The sequence below is a fragment of the Trichormus sp. NMC-1 genome (assembly GCF_001858025.1).
In the GTDB taxonomy this organism is placed as follows: domain Bacteria; phylum Cyanobacteriota; class Cyanobacteriia; order Cyanobacteriales; family Nostocaceae; genus Anabaena.
In genome coordinates, this window is the sequence record NZ_LZQD01000003.1 from 213,643 (window position 1) to 226,871 (window position 13,229).

A 13,229-nucleotide genomic window follows, 5' to 3' on the forward strand; every position below is an offset into this window, starting at 1 on the left:
AGCTTTCTCCTTCAACAAACAGGCAACAGACGGATTACTGATTACTGAGCTTTCTCTCTGAAGTATTTATTACCTGAATGTTCCTGGGCAACTAGGGGCAAAATAACGTGTCCCGCGTATCCCTACCTGTAACGGGATTAGTGCCTTTGGCAATCTTACACAATTTTTTTTGCTCATCTAAACGCAGCAGTGCATCAGTAAAATCTGCTCCGTCAACTATAGCACCATCAAATCTGGCACTGGCTGCAAATGCACCTTCTAAAACTGCATTAGTTAAATTTGCTTTAATCAGACGCGCAGAATCCAGGGTAGCATTTGTAAGATTAGCCCCTTCTAAGTTTGCGGATTCGAGATTCGCTGCAAAAAAGCTCACACCACTCAAGTTAGCATGACTAAAATTACTCTGACGGAGATTAGCTTTGGTAAAGCTGGAGTCTGTTAAATCACGTCCCGAAAAATCAGCTTCTACGAGGATTTCTTTGTTGTACTCCAGCGCAAACGCCGTTGATGTTACACCTACTAATGCTGTCATGGGAATGATTACCCACAACAATAAACTGAGTATAATTGAGCAAATTCGATACTTAGTATTCATGGTATTTTTAATTAATGTCTAAACCTCCACGATCTAATTATCCAGATATTGGTCATTTAGGAGAAGACCTAGTAGCCCAATGGTTACAATCTACAGGTTGGGAGGTTCTGCACCGTCGCTTTTCTTCTCGCTGGGGTGAAATCGATATTATCGCCCAGTATCACGAGCAAACCGAAACAGCAACCTTCCCAAATACCAACAATCAAGACTCAATCCTGGCATTTGTAGAAGTGAAAACCCGCAGTGTAGGTAATTGGGATGCCGGAGGTAGAACCGCTATCACCCCACACAAGCAAGCAAAACTCTGGCGCACAGCAGAAATGTTTTTGGCTGAATATCCTGAAAAGGCTGATTACCCATGCCGCTTTGATGTGGCTATTGTATTTTGTCAACGGGTATTAAAGAAGCAGGGTAAAGTTACTGCTATTCCTGAAGCGATCGCAAGTTTATCCACAAATGAACTCACTTTGCAACTGCAAGAATATATTCCAGCTGCTTTTGAGCTATAGTATTGTGCCGATCTGGAAAATATTTTTTCCCTAGTTGTTACAATCTAAGTCAGACTGTGCCTGATGTCTTCGATGGATGGTACAAAAGTTAAAATTGTAAAATTAAACACGTTTTTATTCTAAAATGATGAAAGCATCTGCTAAGTTCGACTTTGAAGACGAAAAATTTAACGCCCCACCTTCTCAAGTCCTTCCCTGGGGTTTAATGATCAATCCTCGTTATGGAACAGATGGTTTACAGAGTTATGGTTTGGCAATTAGCCAGGATAATGCCCAAGCTGTTGGTTTTAAACCAGATGATAATTGGCAACAGATAGACCATGAATTTAGTTCGGGAATGGAAACGGTGTTTATTAGCACTACTCCCCGATTAGTAATTGTGCGTCGTGGTCCATTATCTGTTAAAGACCGAGAAACGGGGATTAAATTGGGTACATTTAAGGATAATTATGATGCTTTTTTAGCTGATAAACTGAAGTTTAAAGTTTTTACTCGTCATCTAATTTTTTTAGTAGGTGAAGATAAAAAGTTTTTACATCAATCACCTCTACAATTAACTCTCAGTGGTTCAGCCGGCGCTAGTTTTGGTAAAAATTATTCTGAATACCAACAAGGTAGAGCCATCGGGGGTTTCGTAGCGGAATTAGAAAAAGCTTATGCTGCGTTCCAAAAGAAACCTGTGACTCCAAAGGGTCCTTTATTCCATGCTCATGGAATTTATTGCCCAATCATTGAATGTGAAGAAAGAGGAATTGAACCAAATACAGCTTTGGTGGCTTCAACTGTAGATTACAAACATCCCACAGTCTCAACTTTAACTGATTATATGATTGCCTCAGATTCTCCTGAATCGGCAATTATTTGTCAGGCTTTTGAAGAACACAAAGAATTTGCTAAAGAAGTGATTAAACCAGAAATTTCTAAGGTGGAAATGGCTGGTGTCACCAATTCTTATGTGTATGCCGATGATGATGAATTTGGTTATCCACCATATTAGAGACGCGGAGATGGGGAGATGGGGCGACGCGGTGATGGAGAGAAATAATTACCTACTGCCTCCTGTCACCTGCCCCCTGACTCCTGACTCCTGACTCCTATTGCTTGAGTAGTAAATAGAACAGTGAACCGTTACCGCCTGTAATGCCTGCGCGATCGCCTGCTAGTTTACCAGTTCCCATGAAATAATCTACTCTTCCTGGGCCTTTAATCGCACTGCCTGTATCTTGATCTAAGACAAAACGACTAACTCTCCGAGACTCCAGTTTGCCACCTTTTCCAGCAAAAGGAAATGAGTTGTTAATCAGTGCTAGTGCGCCAGGAGGCATGAGAGATTTATCTGTAGCAATGGAACGTTCTGCTGTTACAGGAACGTTAATACTGCCTGTAGCTGCTGCACCGTTAGTTTCTCGAAAGAAAATAAACCTTTCCCAGCGTGGTAAATAATTATTTAATTCTCTGGGATTTTGACGGAAATAACTCAGTAACTTAGGCATTGTTAAACCGCTAAGTGGCAATTTACCATCTTTTGCTAGTTCTCCGCCGATGCTAGTCCAAGGATAATCTGTTCCCCCAGCAAAGCCTACAGAGGTTCTTTTGCCATTTGTTAATCTAATTTGGGCTGAACCTTGGATATGGATCATGTATGCATCCATGCGATTGCGGAACCAAAGCATTTCTAACCCACGCAACTTGCTTTTATTCCCTTTTAAACCATCTTTACCTTCTAAATCAATTCGTTTTGGATGAGGTTTAGCCCATTCTTTAAAATCTGCCGGAACTCGATACAAGGGATATTTATATACTGAAGTTCTCACGCGGCTGGCGGTATACTCCGGCTCGTAATAAGCTGTAAACTTGACAGTACCCTTGCCATCATTGCCTACAGACTGGTAAAAGACAAATTCCCGACTCACAGCGGCTTGTAGTTGGGCTGCTGAGGTAGAACTGACAACCAATTGCCGAAAGCGTAACAAACTGCGACGCACACGATCTAGGGTAATCTCTTTGATTGGATAATTTTGATAAATAGCGATCGCTCTACTCGTTCCTAAGTAACGCAAACTATTATCTATTGAAGTTAGCAGTGCTTGTTTATCTCCCTGTTTACCCCAAAGTTGCTCATCCCAACCCAAGCAATTTTGAGGGGTACAAGCAGTTTGCACGTTGACGAGTTGCAGTGGTGGTGGTAAGACTTCAGGAGTCGTCGGTATTGGTATCGGTTGTGTAGTTGGAACTTGAGCAACAACTGACCAAAGTGGATTTACAAAGGCAATTCCTAAACTCAAGGATAGCAAAGCAAGGGTTTTTCTCATCATCTTTCAATACTAGAACTAAAAATCGGTTCTACCCGAATACCCACGATTCGAGATGGACGTACCACCATATATTCCCCTTGAATATTTTTAATGGGTACGCTAATAAAATCATTAGAAGCTGACTTTGGCACAAGCTCCCCACTGTACCACTTCTGAAACTCTTGAATAGTAGGAAAACGCACTTCTTCCCGATGGCCGCTATCCAATAGGAGGAAAACGGCATATTCGTTTGGAGTTCTAGGCATAAATCCACATCATTTTTAATACATCCAACTCATTGTTAACCAGATTACCTCACGATGAAAAGGGGAAGTATACGGGAGAAGTCGCAGATATACCCAAGTATCGCCAGATTTCAGAACTTTTACTTCCTTGGGCATCATGACGCTTCCTGCCCCGAAAACAGTTCCCGCGATTATAGAATAGATCCCTGACTTATCAAAGCTGTTGGGGATCTGGGTATGACGTTAATTGCTGGAAAAAAATTCAAAAAAATAATTTAAATCGTGCTAACTGTGTGGTAATAGAGCCGGTGAGGATTTTATTTAATTCTCCACTGTCTTGAAATTGTAAAATTTGCTGCATGGGTAAATCAAAGGGAAATTGTCCTTCTAATTCTGGGCGTTGCATTTGTGCTAGTAAAATTTGTTCAGACCGTTTACTGGCGATAGCGTAACCGATTTCTACGCAGACATTGGAACTGGGAATTAGTTGATGAGTTTCTTTACCCTCCAGGCTGGTGATAGGTGTGGTATCTGCAATAAATAATAAACTCTTCCTAATTTTCCTTATTATGGCTTGGTTTAGCCGCAGAGGTGCATTACTGGGACGAGATGATTCTATTAATGTTAGGGGTAAACGGGATTTTGTGTTTAAAGTTTTTAAACTTTCTTGTAGTTCTTCTCTGAGCAGATCACTTGCTGTTGCATACTCAGTTTGAGAGCAGAAAAAAATAGTTGGTTCTAACTGAGCTAACAACGCCTGTTTAGTAAAATAAATTTCATGACTAATCAAGTCAATGTTAGCTACACAATAACCACCACTACCCTCAATATAAAATTCTGTATTTTCTCCTTCCAGATACCGTCTAAACCAAGTTGATGCTTTAACTTCGTCACTTTCTTCCAAAAAGTCCGCACGCAACCCTGATTTGAGTAAGCTTTTTTTACTCAAACGAATGTCTGGGGGACGTTTTTCCAATTCTGCAATTGGCTCATAATCCTGTAGATACCACGCTCTGAGCGCAATTATTGACATAAAGGGCTATTTTAAATGTCTGTTGCTATTCAATTATAGTACAAACTTACTTCCATGAAATTGGGTCAGTTACCAGCTACAGCAGATTACAAGTTGCAGGAGCTACAAACTGAAAATCAAAATATGGCTTACGCCACGCTATCAAATATTAAGCATAGACGTTCCGCCGGAACGTCTCTACAGTATCACTGTCACTGCTCTCTAATTACAAACAATAACACCCAACATCTACTAGCTTGGTTTATCTCTCCTCTTATTGATTCTATCTAGGGATGTACTACCTTTCATACCCTTGATAAACAAGTTATGAAGATTAGTCACAGCGCCCTCTGATTTTAATCTATCGAGAGAATATCAGCGTTCGCGTTGGGTGTTATGTTGTTTAGACGAGACAGACTTGATTTCAACAGCGATTTTACCTTTTTACTAAATTTTCACTCTACTAGCTGTTTTATCTGCCAGGGAAGCTTTTTCTTTAGCTTCAATTATTAGAATAGCACGTGTAGATCAAGGCAGAAATTTCTGCAATGAAACTTTACAAAAAAAGGGAACAGGGAACTCTTAATAGAAAGTGTCTTATTCCCTAAAACTTTAGAGGATATTTGTAAAGTTTAGAGGATGTTTGTAAAGTCAAAATATATACTTAAAACCTCTCTCCAAACCTCTCTCCTACAAGGAGAGAGGCTTTAAAACCCCCATTCCCTTGTAGGGAAGGGGGGCTGGGGGGTTAGGTTCTGAGGCTTTTGGTGTTTCATACAATACTTTTAAAACATCCTCTTAGTTCTGTGTATTATTACGAATTACGAATTACGAATTACGAATTACGAATTATTGTGTTCTCCTTGAAATTTGAGAGGAATTTCAATCCAGAACTCTGTACCTTTTCCCGGTGCTGATATACACTCCATGAGTCCACCATGTTTTTCTACAACAATCTGGTAACTAATTGCCAATCCTAATCCTGTACCTTTACCGACTGGCTTAGTAGTAAAAAAGGGGTCAAAAATCCGCTTTTTAACTTCTTCGCTCATGCCTGGTCCATTATCTGCAATACTAACTAACAGATAGGAATTTTGGGCTGATACTCTGGTAGAAATACGAATAGTTGGTGGTGGTTTGATAACTGCTGTTTCTACTCTTTCTTCTATATCATCGGTTAAGACATCAATAGCATTGTTAATGACATTCATAAATACCTGATTCATTTGTCCGGCATAGCATTCCACTTTTGGTAATTTCCCATAGTCTTTGATCACCTCAATGGCAGGAAAATAGCTGTGTGCTTTGAGTCGATGTTGCAAAATCAATAAAGTGTTATCAATGCCTTCATGTAAGTCAACACACTTGTTTTCTGCTTCATCGAGACGGGAGAAATTGCGTAATGATAGGACTATAGAACGGATGCGATCTGATCCTACTTTCATGGATGACATGATTTTTGGTAGGTCTTGGATGAGAAAATTAAAATCTATGGCTTCGATAGTGGAACGAATTTCACTATGAGGGTGGGGATAATGAGACTGGTAAAGTTGTAAAAGGTTGAGTAGGTCTTCGGTATAGTTGCTGGCATGACAGAGGTTGCCATAGATAAAGTTAACCGGGTTGTTAATTTCGTGGGCTATACCTGCAACTAACTGTCCTAAACCAGACATTTTTTCGGTTTGAATTAATTTAGCCTGAGTTTCTTGAAGTTGATGTAAGGTATGCTCTAATTGTGCAGCTTTGGCTGTGGCTTTAGCTTCGGCTGTACAACTTTGTTCATAGAGTTGGGCTTGCTGAATAGCGATCGCTGCTTGGTCTGCTAACTGCTGTAACAAATCAATTTCTGCATCTTGCCAAATCCGAGGAGATTCACAGTGATGGGCAACCAGCAAACCCCAAAGTTGACTGCCCATTTTAATGGGGACGATCAGGTTGGCTTGGACTTGCATACTTGCCAAGAATTCTCGATGACAAGCACTCAGGGTATCTGTTGTCACATTGTTAATCATCCTCACCCTGCCACGTAAGTAAAGACGGGTATACTCGTTAGGAAAACATTCCGATGATAACTTCAGCCCCAAAACTGACTGCCAATTACCATTCACCTCTTCTACAATCACCTCACCTTCAGTTTCCCCTCGTAACTGATAAATTAGCACCCGATCAGAATTTAGTAGAGGACGGACTTCCCGGACAATCGTTTGTAGGGTTGTATTCAAGTCCAAGGTGCTGCGAATTTGATCTGTGACTTGCTTGAGTGCCTTAGTCAGCATCAAGGTTTTTTCTATTTCAGCGGTTTGTTCATGTACCCTGACTTCGAGGTTGGCATTCAATAACTGTAGTTCTTGGTATGTTTGCTGTTGCTGAATTGCCATTGAGAAGTTTTGTGATAAAGCTTGTCCTAGGGTGATTTCTTCAGGTGTCCATGCTGGTGCTTGGCCTTTTCTTTCCTCTCGCCAAACGTCAAAAGACAGGCGCGGTAATTCTTGATACCTGTTTTGGTCGTTTCTTCCTGCCCAGAGGACTTGACTATCAAATTCTGGACGAAAAATGCTTAACACACCAATGAAATTTTCGCGGTAGTGTAGGGGAACGACCATTAGCCCCCGAATCGGAGTAGGCTGAAAGGCCAGGGCTAAAACTCGCAAATGTGATGCTTTATAAAGGTCGGGAATCGCCCAAATTTGCCCTGGTTTATACTCAGCCATCCAGTTTTGCCACAGGGGATGCTGTTCAATTACACTATTTGCTAATTCATAAGGTAGTTGTGGCTGTTCACCGCAGGTATATAGTTCGCCGCTTTGTTCAATATAAAGCCTGCCACCAATACCACTAAAGGAGGAAATTGTTGCTTCTAGGGCTTCTTGTAGTTGAATTGTTGGTAGTTGATGTAGAAGGGTTGTGACTTGGTTAATGATGGCTTCACATTGTTGCTTGCCTCTGGCTTCACTGAGTAGGTTACTTTGAGAAATAGCGATCGCTACCTGATCTGCAATTTGCTGTACTACTTTGAGTTCTCGTCTCAAAATTGTTCGCGGTTGGCTGTTGTGGGATACGAGTAATCCCCACAGTTTCGGCTGTGTTGCTTGTCCTTTTGGGTCGTATTCTAAAATTGGGACTACAAACGAAGACTGTACACCCATCGCTTGTAAATATTGAATATGACATGGGTCTACTTGCCGATAGTGAATATTCTGTGTGAGTAAGGGTTTGCCATTTTTTGCTGACTTAAGTGGCGATAAGCCGATTGTGCCTCCAGGCACGTCTACTATGGAGCGTTGCCTCGCTAACAAAAACATTTCTCTGACTGGTTGGGGAATGTCATGGGCAGGAAAATGCAGCCCTAATAGAGATGGCAGACGCTGCATATAATTGGATTCAGCTATAACTTCACCACTGCCATCAGCGTCAAACCGATATATTTTGACTCTATCTGTTGCCAAGAATGAACGAACTTCAGTCACCGTGTTTGTTAATATTTCTTGGAGATCGAGCGATCGCCGAATCTGTTTGATCATCCGGTGCAGTAAATTTTCTTGCTCTATGCTTTGCTGCAAACCGTTTGGCTTATCGGTAAAAGTCATTCCTAGTCTTCACCTTATCAAAAATATAATTTTTTTAAACTTGTTCCCTGAGATGAATTTATAGTTTTAACCCTGGTCGATTTATTATCTTTTATTTACTTAAGCTTATTTTAACTACATATAACAAATTTTAGTTCTAGATTTTTTTAACCATTTCCGTAAAAATACTTATTTTTTCCTTGGTTCATACTGGTTACACTAAAAGGATATATTTTTTATAAAGTTTTCTAGCAATCGCCCATCTACTTAGCACACCAACTGTATCTCTTACGGGAGCCGTAGGTATTGATAAAACCTAGAGAAGAGAGCGCAGCTATGGCGTAGTGAGTGTAAGTAGATTGGCGCAAACAAACCAAACTATGTAAAGGAATATAAACTAGTACACAACGGCGTAAATCAACCAACCATTAAAAATTGCTAAAAAACTTGTATCATCTGCTTTTTTAATTTTTAATTGTTAATTTTTAATTCCGAGAAAGCGGTACTAGGCTAAAATTCTCTTTCTCCCTGCTACCTGCCTTATCCCCCCGAAAAATATTTATGCCGGACTGCTTAGTCATACCTTGGGTAGGGAGCAATGGGATGATCTTAATAATCTACTAACAAGTTATACTAACTCTATTTTGACTCCTAACTTCTGAATTCCTACTATTCATTTTAGAAACAATATGTCACAACATAACACAATTACAAATCCTCAAGAAATCTATGATGTAATCATCGTTGGTGCTGGGCCTGTTGGTTTAGCAACTGCTATTGGTTTACGCCAGCGGGGGATAGAAAATATCCTCATAATTGATCAAACTCGTGCTTTTCGTCCGGTTGGTCAGGTGTTAGACCTGTTACCTAATGGATTAAAAGCACTAAAAGAATTAGATGCAAATGCCTATACAGCAGTAAAAGATAATGCTATTAAGTTACTTTCTCCTCCGCAATCTGATCATAAAAAAAACGCTAAAACTTCACCTCAATGGGTTTACAAAAATCTCCAAGGTCAGTTAATTAGGTCAATTCCATTGGGATTTGATGACTGGTTTAAAGATTATGGGGAAGGTAGATTATCATTAGCTTGGTTTGAATTACAAACTACCCTGAGAAATCTTATTCCTCCAGAAACTGTAAAAGCTAACCATCGTTGTATTCATTTAGTTGATGAACCAGAAAATGGTTGTGTGCGGCTAGAGTGTGTATCTGATGGTAGGTTTGAAGATAACCCCTATGCCTATTGGGAGGAAAATTCTACCCCAGCTAATAATTCAACTCAAAATATAGATAACTTACCTCCCAAATTAATATCTAAAACGTTTCGTGGCAAATTAATTGTTGGTGCAGATGGAATTAACTCTAATGTTCGTCAAGTCATCTATAAAGATACCCCCTACTCTGTTTTTGCCAAACCTCAATACTCTGGCTTTGCCGCTATAACGTGCAGAGATATCAAGGATCTTCCCAATCAAGTCCAAACTCAAATAGTAAATACATTTTTGCAAGATACTTTTATTGCTACCATCAGTAATGATTGCATATCGGAAAATTCTCCAGATGTGATTGAGCCAAGAATGATGTTATTTTCCAGGCAGCCAGGTCAATTTGGGTATGTAATCCATCTACCAGTAACTTTAGAATCTTTGCAAAATAAATCTGGACAGGATTTAATTGATTTAGCTTTACAAGAATTAGAAAAAGCAGATTTCCCTAGCAGCTTAAAAGAATTAGTGGCAATTTCTCCACCTGCAAATATACAGCAACGTCCTTACTATATTCACCACACTAGCAATGAAACTGATGCTGGTACAATTACACCTGCATGGAGTAAAGAACGAGTTGTATTAGTTGGGGATGCAGCACATGGAATGCCACCATTTATGGCGCAGGGTGCAAATCAAGGTTTAGAAGATGCACTAGCAGTAGTGACAATAATTGCTAATATTGCCAAGCAGAATTATTGGCATGATATAAAAGCAATTAGTCAACAATTTGCCCAATATGAACATTTACGCCGCCCATTTGTTGCATATATCCAAGCAGCAACGTTGACAAGATTCCCCCAAACTTCAAATCAACAATGGCATGAGTATAACCAAAAAGTTTATACTCGTGATGCCAAAAAAATTATGGATTTTTGATTGTTAAGTTTATACTTGCGTTTGCCCTGCCCGCCGCATCTCCTACGGCGGGAGTTACTGACAAAGAAAGTAACTGACGGATTTCTTCACGCACACTCATCAGGATTTTACCAAGATGATTTTCACCGGTTTTATCCGCACCACAGCCCCAAAAATAATCTGTGGGTGAGTTTTCCACCAGAATTTCATTACCTGTTACCAAAAGTACTTCTTGAATCTCCAAATGAGTGAGAAACTTTTTGAAAACTGCTTCTCGCATGACTTGAGTTTTGACTAACTCCCAATCCAAACGTAGTCGATTTTTACTACAACGTCCTAAAGCGGCAGCTTCTTCAGGAGTTGCAGCCGCATGGATTAAGGGTATAATTACCTCATCCTCACTGCCCACAAACTTTTGGGCTTGATAATAATGCTCAACTGTTGGCCAGTAAGTACTCTGAATTTCGATGGGGTGGGGAGAAAAGTTAGAAAAACAGCCATAGGGCTGCCACACTTTGTAAAAGTAAATAGTCATTTCAAAATTGCTGTTTATATATTAAATTTTATCTGAATCCTCGGTTAGCGTAAAACTCAGACATGAAGAGTGCTGAGATATACGCGACTTAAGAAAGTGCTTTCTCTCGCAGTCTAGCTTCTAATTCTGGGCTAAGGGAAACAAATATCGCCATAACCGTATATTTTGGGGAAGGTTTATAGATATTATTGTATATCAACTAATGCGATCTTTCCTAACTCTACATCCATAAAATGCGTTAGTAAAGCTTACCGAAACTATCTCTCTAAATTTACAATTCAGAATCATCAAAAACAGAGGGAAGGTTACGACGACCACTCACTACTCGTAAAATTTCAATTCCATCATCCAACACTCTATAAAAAATTATATAACCTTCAAGGAGTAATCCTTGCAAATCAGGACGTATTCCTGAATAGCTTTTACCACTATTTGGAAAGGAAACTAATTGTTGACATTTGTGATTAAATTCCTGAAAAAATTTTTCCCCTGCTTCTAGGTTGTTTTGTGAGAAGTATTCAGCAATTTCGTTCAGGTCACGACTAGCGAGAATATTAATAACGTAACGATTCATTTTTGTACCTGTCGCTGTTGCTGAAAACGATCTAAAATTTGATTTACAAATGTTTCACCGTCAATAGGTGCTGTGTGTTCTGAAATTGCAATAGCAGCATCAATTTTTTCACGCACTTCTTTAACCCATTCTGTCTCAGAACGATCATACTCTTCTAGCAACTGGAGAGCGATTTCTATAACTTCTTCTACAGAGTGGTATTTTCCAGTTTGCAGTTTTGTTTGAATAAAGTGTTCTTGCTTAGGTGTGAGACTGATACTCATAATAATTTTGGTTAAGTTGACTGTAGATAATAACTATTGTAATATAACTCCAAAAATTTAATTATTCTCAAGGCGTTAGTGAAACTTCCCGAACGTATCGCTCTTCACTCTACCTCAGAAATGCGTTAGCGTATCCCTGACGGGACTCGCAGAGATAGCGCACCGAAGGTATCGCTCCTAACTCTACATCAATAATGCGTAGATAACCGCACCAAATATATCGCTCTTTTATCTATATTAATTAGAAATGTACTTTGGTTGAAAATTAGTTTAATATTGATAGTTAGAAGTATACAGAATTATTATGGATGCTTTAATTGAAGAACTAAATACAAAGTTAAGTTACTGGCAACCTGCTGTAGCAGAACAAGTTCGCTATTGTATTCTAGAAATCATCGAAATGGCAGATCAGGATGTTTTAGATATTCTCAGAACCCGTACAGTAGAGCAGGAAGTTTTGGATTTGTTAGATGAACCCTAAGCTTGGTGAAATTTGGCTTGCTGATTTGGGTATAGCAGCAAAAACACGCCCAATTGTGATTGTATCCCGTAATGACCCAGACCCACCAAGAGCTTTGGTAATTTATGTACCACTAACTACCCAAAATAGGGGAAGTCTTTATGAGGTTGCACTACCTCGACTACAATTTCTTGAACGGGATTCTACAGCGAATGTTCAAGGTATTGGATCTATTCCAACGGTAAGACTAGAGAGAAAATTGGGCAACTTACCAGAGGAAGTTATGGTCGAAATTCAGCAAGCGATTAAATTCGCATTTGATTTACAAGATGATGCTGAATAATCGTTCTCACTCTACACCAGAAATGCAATTACGTTGCATCAGATTCAGGTGCTTCACCAATTGTCTGCTGTGCTGCGTGACGGATATGAAGAATACGAACTGTAGAAACTTCCTTTTCTTCCAAAATTGTGAAAATTATCCTGTATGCGTTGCGTCCTTTCCCATAAATTATCTGACGCATTTCTTGACTAAAATAATCATTTTCTCTAGCTACAGAACATCGTTTTGGCATTTGTGATAAAGACTCAATTAATCTTAATAACTCTGCATACCACTGGCTTGCTTTTTCAGGAGAAGTTATTTGAGATATCTGTAAAAATGCTTTGTCTGCTTCTGCTTCTGCTGTGCTAGAGATTTCAATACGGTATTTCATGAATCTACTGGCAGGTTATATTTACGACGCTGCTCATCAGCAAAATCATCCAAGGAACGAAAACGACCTGCTTCAAAGTCTTCTAATCCTTGCTGAATACCCTTAATAGCTGCTTCTGAGTCTTGTAATTCCCAGTCTAGGATATTCTCTAGCAATTCAGCCGCGACAAAACTAATATCTTGTCCTTGTTGTGCTGCTTTCTCTCGCAGTCTAGCTTCTAATTCTGGACTCAGGGAAACAACTATCGCCATAACCGTATATTTTGGGAAAGGTTTCTAGATATTATTGTATATCAGAAATGCGATCGCTCCTAACTCTACACCAGAACTGCGAT

At 39.6% G+C, this 13,229-nt stretch carries 15 protein-coding genes; 5 read left to right on the forward strand and 10 right to left on the reverse strand.

The window, feature by feature from the left end:
• Positions 1–91: 91 nt before the first annotated feature.
• Positions 92–595 (reverse strand): pentapeptide repeat-containing protein, encoded by a 504-nt coding sequence (locus A9Y75_RS12295; protein ID WP_071189850.1) that lies wholly within the window; start codon positions 593–595, stop codon positions 92–94.
• 14 nt (positions 596–609) lie between these two features.
• Here A9Y75_RS12295 and A9Y75_RS12300 point away from each other — a divergent pair, with 14 nt between their 5' ends.
• Positions 610–1,104 carry a YraN family protein gene (locus A9Y75_RS12300; protein WP_071189851.1) on the forward strand — a complete coding sequence of 165 codons (495 nt, stop codon included), beginning with the start codon at positions 610–612 and terminating at the stop codon, positions 1,102–1,104.
• Positions 1,105–1,231: 127 nt separating this feature from the next.
• A complete protein-coding gene (locus tag A9Y75_RS12305) occupies positions 1,232–2,101 on the forward strand; it encodes a DUF5895 domain-containing protein (RefSeq protein ID WP_071189852.1) in 870 nt (289 codons plus the stop codon).
• A 97-nt stretch (positions 2,102–2,198) separates the two neighbouring features.
• Here A9Y75_RS12305 and A9Y75_RS12310 read toward each other — a convergent pair whose 3' ends face one another.
• The 4 genes from A9Y75_RS12310 to A9Y75_RS12325 all read right to left on the reverse strand — a co-directional run bounded on the left by A9Y75_RS12310 (position 2,199) and on the right by A9Y75_RS12325 (position 8,242).
• Positions 2,199–3,416 carry a murein transglycosylase A gene (locus A9Y75_RS12310; RefSeq protein WP_071189853.1) on the reverse strand — a complete coding sequence of 406 codons (1,218 nt, stop codon included), beginning with the start codon at positions 3,414–3,416 and terminating at the stop codon, positions 2,199–2,201.
• Positions 3,416–3,664, reverse strand: a complete 249-nt coding sequence (locus tag A9Y75_RS12315) for a hypothetical protein (RefSeq protein WP_015214059.1) — start codon at positions 3,662–3,664, stop codon at positions 3,416–3,418. The genes A9Y75_RS12310 and A9Y75_RS12315 overlap by 1 nt, the downstream gene beginning before the upstream one ends.
• Positions 3,665–3,905: 241 nt before the next feature.
• Positions 3,906–4,676, reverse strand: coding sequence for a hypothetical protein (locus A9Y75_RS12320; protein WP_071189854.1), 771 nt, complete (start codon positions 4,674–4,676; stop codon positions 3,906–3,908).
• An 821-nt stretch (positions 4,677–5,497) separates the two neighbouring features.
• A complete protein-coding gene (locus A9Y75_RS12325; protein ID WP_071189855.1) occupies positions 5,498–8,242 on the reverse strand; it encodes a GAF domain-containing protein in 2,745 nt (914 codons plus the stop codon).
• A 668-nt stretch (positions 8,243–8,910) separates the two neighbouring features.
• Between A9Y75_RS12325 and A9Y75_RS12330 the strand changes: the two genes are divergently transcribed.
• Positions 8,911–10,368: an NAD(P)/FAD-dependent oxidoreductase gene (locus A9Y75_RS12330; protein ID WP_071189856.1), complete on the forward strand. Its 1,458-nt coding sequence runs from the start codon at positions 8,911–8,913 to the stop codon at positions 10,366–10,368.
• On the opposite strand, the gene A9Y75_RS12335 is transcribed toward A9Y75_RS12330, so the two are convergent.
• The 3 genes from A9Y75_RS12335 to A9Y75_RS12345 form a co-directional block, all read right to left on the reverse strand.
• Positions 10,355–10,882 carry an NADAR domain-containing protein gene (locus A9Y75_RS12335; protein WP_236721389.1) on the reverse strand — a complete coding sequence of 176 codons (528 nt, stop codon included), beginning with the start codon at positions 10,880–10,882 and terminating at the stop codon, positions 10,355–10,357. The genes A9Y75_RS12330 and A9Y75_RS12335 overlap by 14 nt on opposite strands.
• 271 nt (positions 10,883–11,153) lie before the next feature.
• Positions 11,154–11,456 carry a type II toxin-antitoxin system RelE/ParE family toxin gene (locus tag A9Y75_RS12340; RefSeq protein WP_071189857.1) on the reverse strand — a complete coding sequence of 101 codons (303 nt, stop codon included), beginning with the start codon at positions 11,454–11,456 and terminating at the stop codon, positions 11,154–11,156.
• On the reverse strand, positions 11,453–11,719 hold the full coding sequence (locus A9Y75_RS12345) for a type II toxin-antitoxin system ParD family antitoxin (protein WP_071189858.1): 267 nt from the start codon (positions 11,717–11,719) through the stop codon (positions 11,453–11,455). Before A9Y75_RS12345 ends, A9Y75_RS12340 begins: the two co-directional genes overlap by 4 nt.
• Positions 11,720–12,023: 304 nt before the next feature.
• Here A9Y75_RS12345 and A9Y75_RS28445 point away from each other — a divergent pair, with 304 nt between their 5' ends.
• Both A9Y75_RS28445 and A9Y75_RS12350 read left to right on the forward strand, forming a co-directional pair.
• A complete protein-coding gene (locus tag A9Y75_RS28445) occupies positions 12,024–12,200 on the forward strand; it encodes a hypothetical protein (protein WP_177176168.1) in 177 nt (58 codons plus the stop codon).
• Positions 12,190–12,522, forward strand: coding sequence for a type II toxin-antitoxin system PemK/MazF family toxin (locus tag A9Y75_RS12350; protein WP_071189859.1), 333 nt, complete (start codon positions 12,190–12,192; stop codon positions 12,520–12,522). Before A9Y75_RS28445 ends, A9Y75_RS12350 begins: the two co-directional genes overlap by 11 nt.
• 28 nt (positions 12,523–12,550) lie before the next feature.
• Here A9Y75_RS12350 and A9Y75_RS12355 read toward each other — a convergent pair whose 3' ends face one another.
• Positions 12,551–12,895 carry a type II toxin-antitoxin system RelE/ParE family toxin gene (locus A9Y75_RS12355; RefSeq protein WP_071189860.1) on the reverse strand — a complete coding sequence of 115 codons (345 nt, stop codon included), beginning with the start codon at positions 12,893–12,895 and terminating at the stop codon, positions 12,551–12,553.
• Complete coding sequence (locus A9Y75_RS12360; protein ID WP_071189861.1) at positions 12,892–13,146, reverse strand: hypothetical protein; 255 nt, start codon at positions 13,144–13,146, stop codon at positions 12,892–12,894. Before A9Y75_RS12360 ends, A9Y75_RS12355 begins: the two co-directional genes overlap by 4 nt.
• Between the last annotated feature and the right edge of the window lie 83 nt (positions 13,147–13,229).

Bases quoted from the DNA above. Each gene is read 5' to 3' on its own strand.
- A9Y75_RS12295 (WP_071189850.1), bottom strand. From the start codon at position 595: ATGAATACTAAGTATCGAATTTGCTCAATTATACTCAGTTTATTGTTG.
- A9Y75_RS12300 (WP_071189851.1), top strand. From the start codon at position 610: ATGTCTAAACCTCCACGATCTAATTATCCAGATATTGGTCATTTAGGA.
- A9Y75_RS12305 (WP_071189852.1), top strand. From the start codon at position 1,232: ATGAAAGCATCTGCTAAGTTCGACTTTGAAGACGAAAAATTTAACGCC.
- A9Y75_RS12310 (WP_071189853.1), bottom strand. From the start codon at position 3,416: ATGAGAAAAACCCTTGCTTTGCTATCCTTGAGTTTAGGAATTGCCTTT.
- A9Y75_RS12315 (WP_015214059.1), bottom strand. From the start codon at position 3,664: ATGCCTAGAACTCCAAACGAATATGCCGTTTTCCTCCTATTGGATAGC.
- A9Y75_RS12320 (WP_071189854.1), bottom strand. From the start codon at position 4,676: ATGTCAATAATTGCGCTCAGAGCGTGGTATCTACAGGATTATGAGCCA.
- A9Y75_RS12325 (WP_071189855.1), bottom strand. From the start codon at position 8,242: ATGACTTTTACCGATAAGCCAAACGGTTTGCAGCAAAGCATAGAGCAA.
- A9Y75_RS12330 (WP_071189856.1), top strand. From the start codon at position 8,911: ATGTCACAACATAACACAATTACAAATCCTCAAGAAATCTATGATGTA.
- A9Y75_RS12335 (WP_236721389.1), bottom strand. From the start codon at position 10,882: ATGACTATTTACTTTTACAAAGTGTGGCAGCCCTATGGCTGTTTTTCT.
- A9Y75_RS12340 (WP_071189857.1), bottom strand. From the start codon at position 11,456: ATGAATCGTTACGTTATTAATATTCTCGCTAGTCGTGACCTGAACGAA.
- A9Y75_RS12345 (WP_071189858.1), bottom strand. From the start codon at position 11,719: ATGAGTATCAGTCTCACACCTAAGCAAGAACACTTTATTCAAACAAAA.
- A9Y75_RS28445 (WP_177176168.1), top strand. From the start codon at position 12,024: ATGGATGCTTTAATTGAAGAACTAAATACAAAGTTAAGTTACTGGCAA.
- A9Y75_RS12350 (WP_071189859.1), top strand. From the start codon at position 12,190: ATGAACCCTAAGCTTGGTGAAATTTGGCTTGCTGATTTGGGTATAGCA.
- A9Y75_RS12355 (WP_071189860.1), bottom strand. From the start codon at position 12,895: ATGAAATACCGTATTGAAATCTCTAGCACAGCAGAAGCAGAAGCAGAC.
- A9Y75_RS12360 (WP_071189861.1), bottom strand. From the start codon at position 13,146: ATGGCGATAGTTGTTTCCCTGAGTCCAGAATTAGAAGCTAGACTGCGA.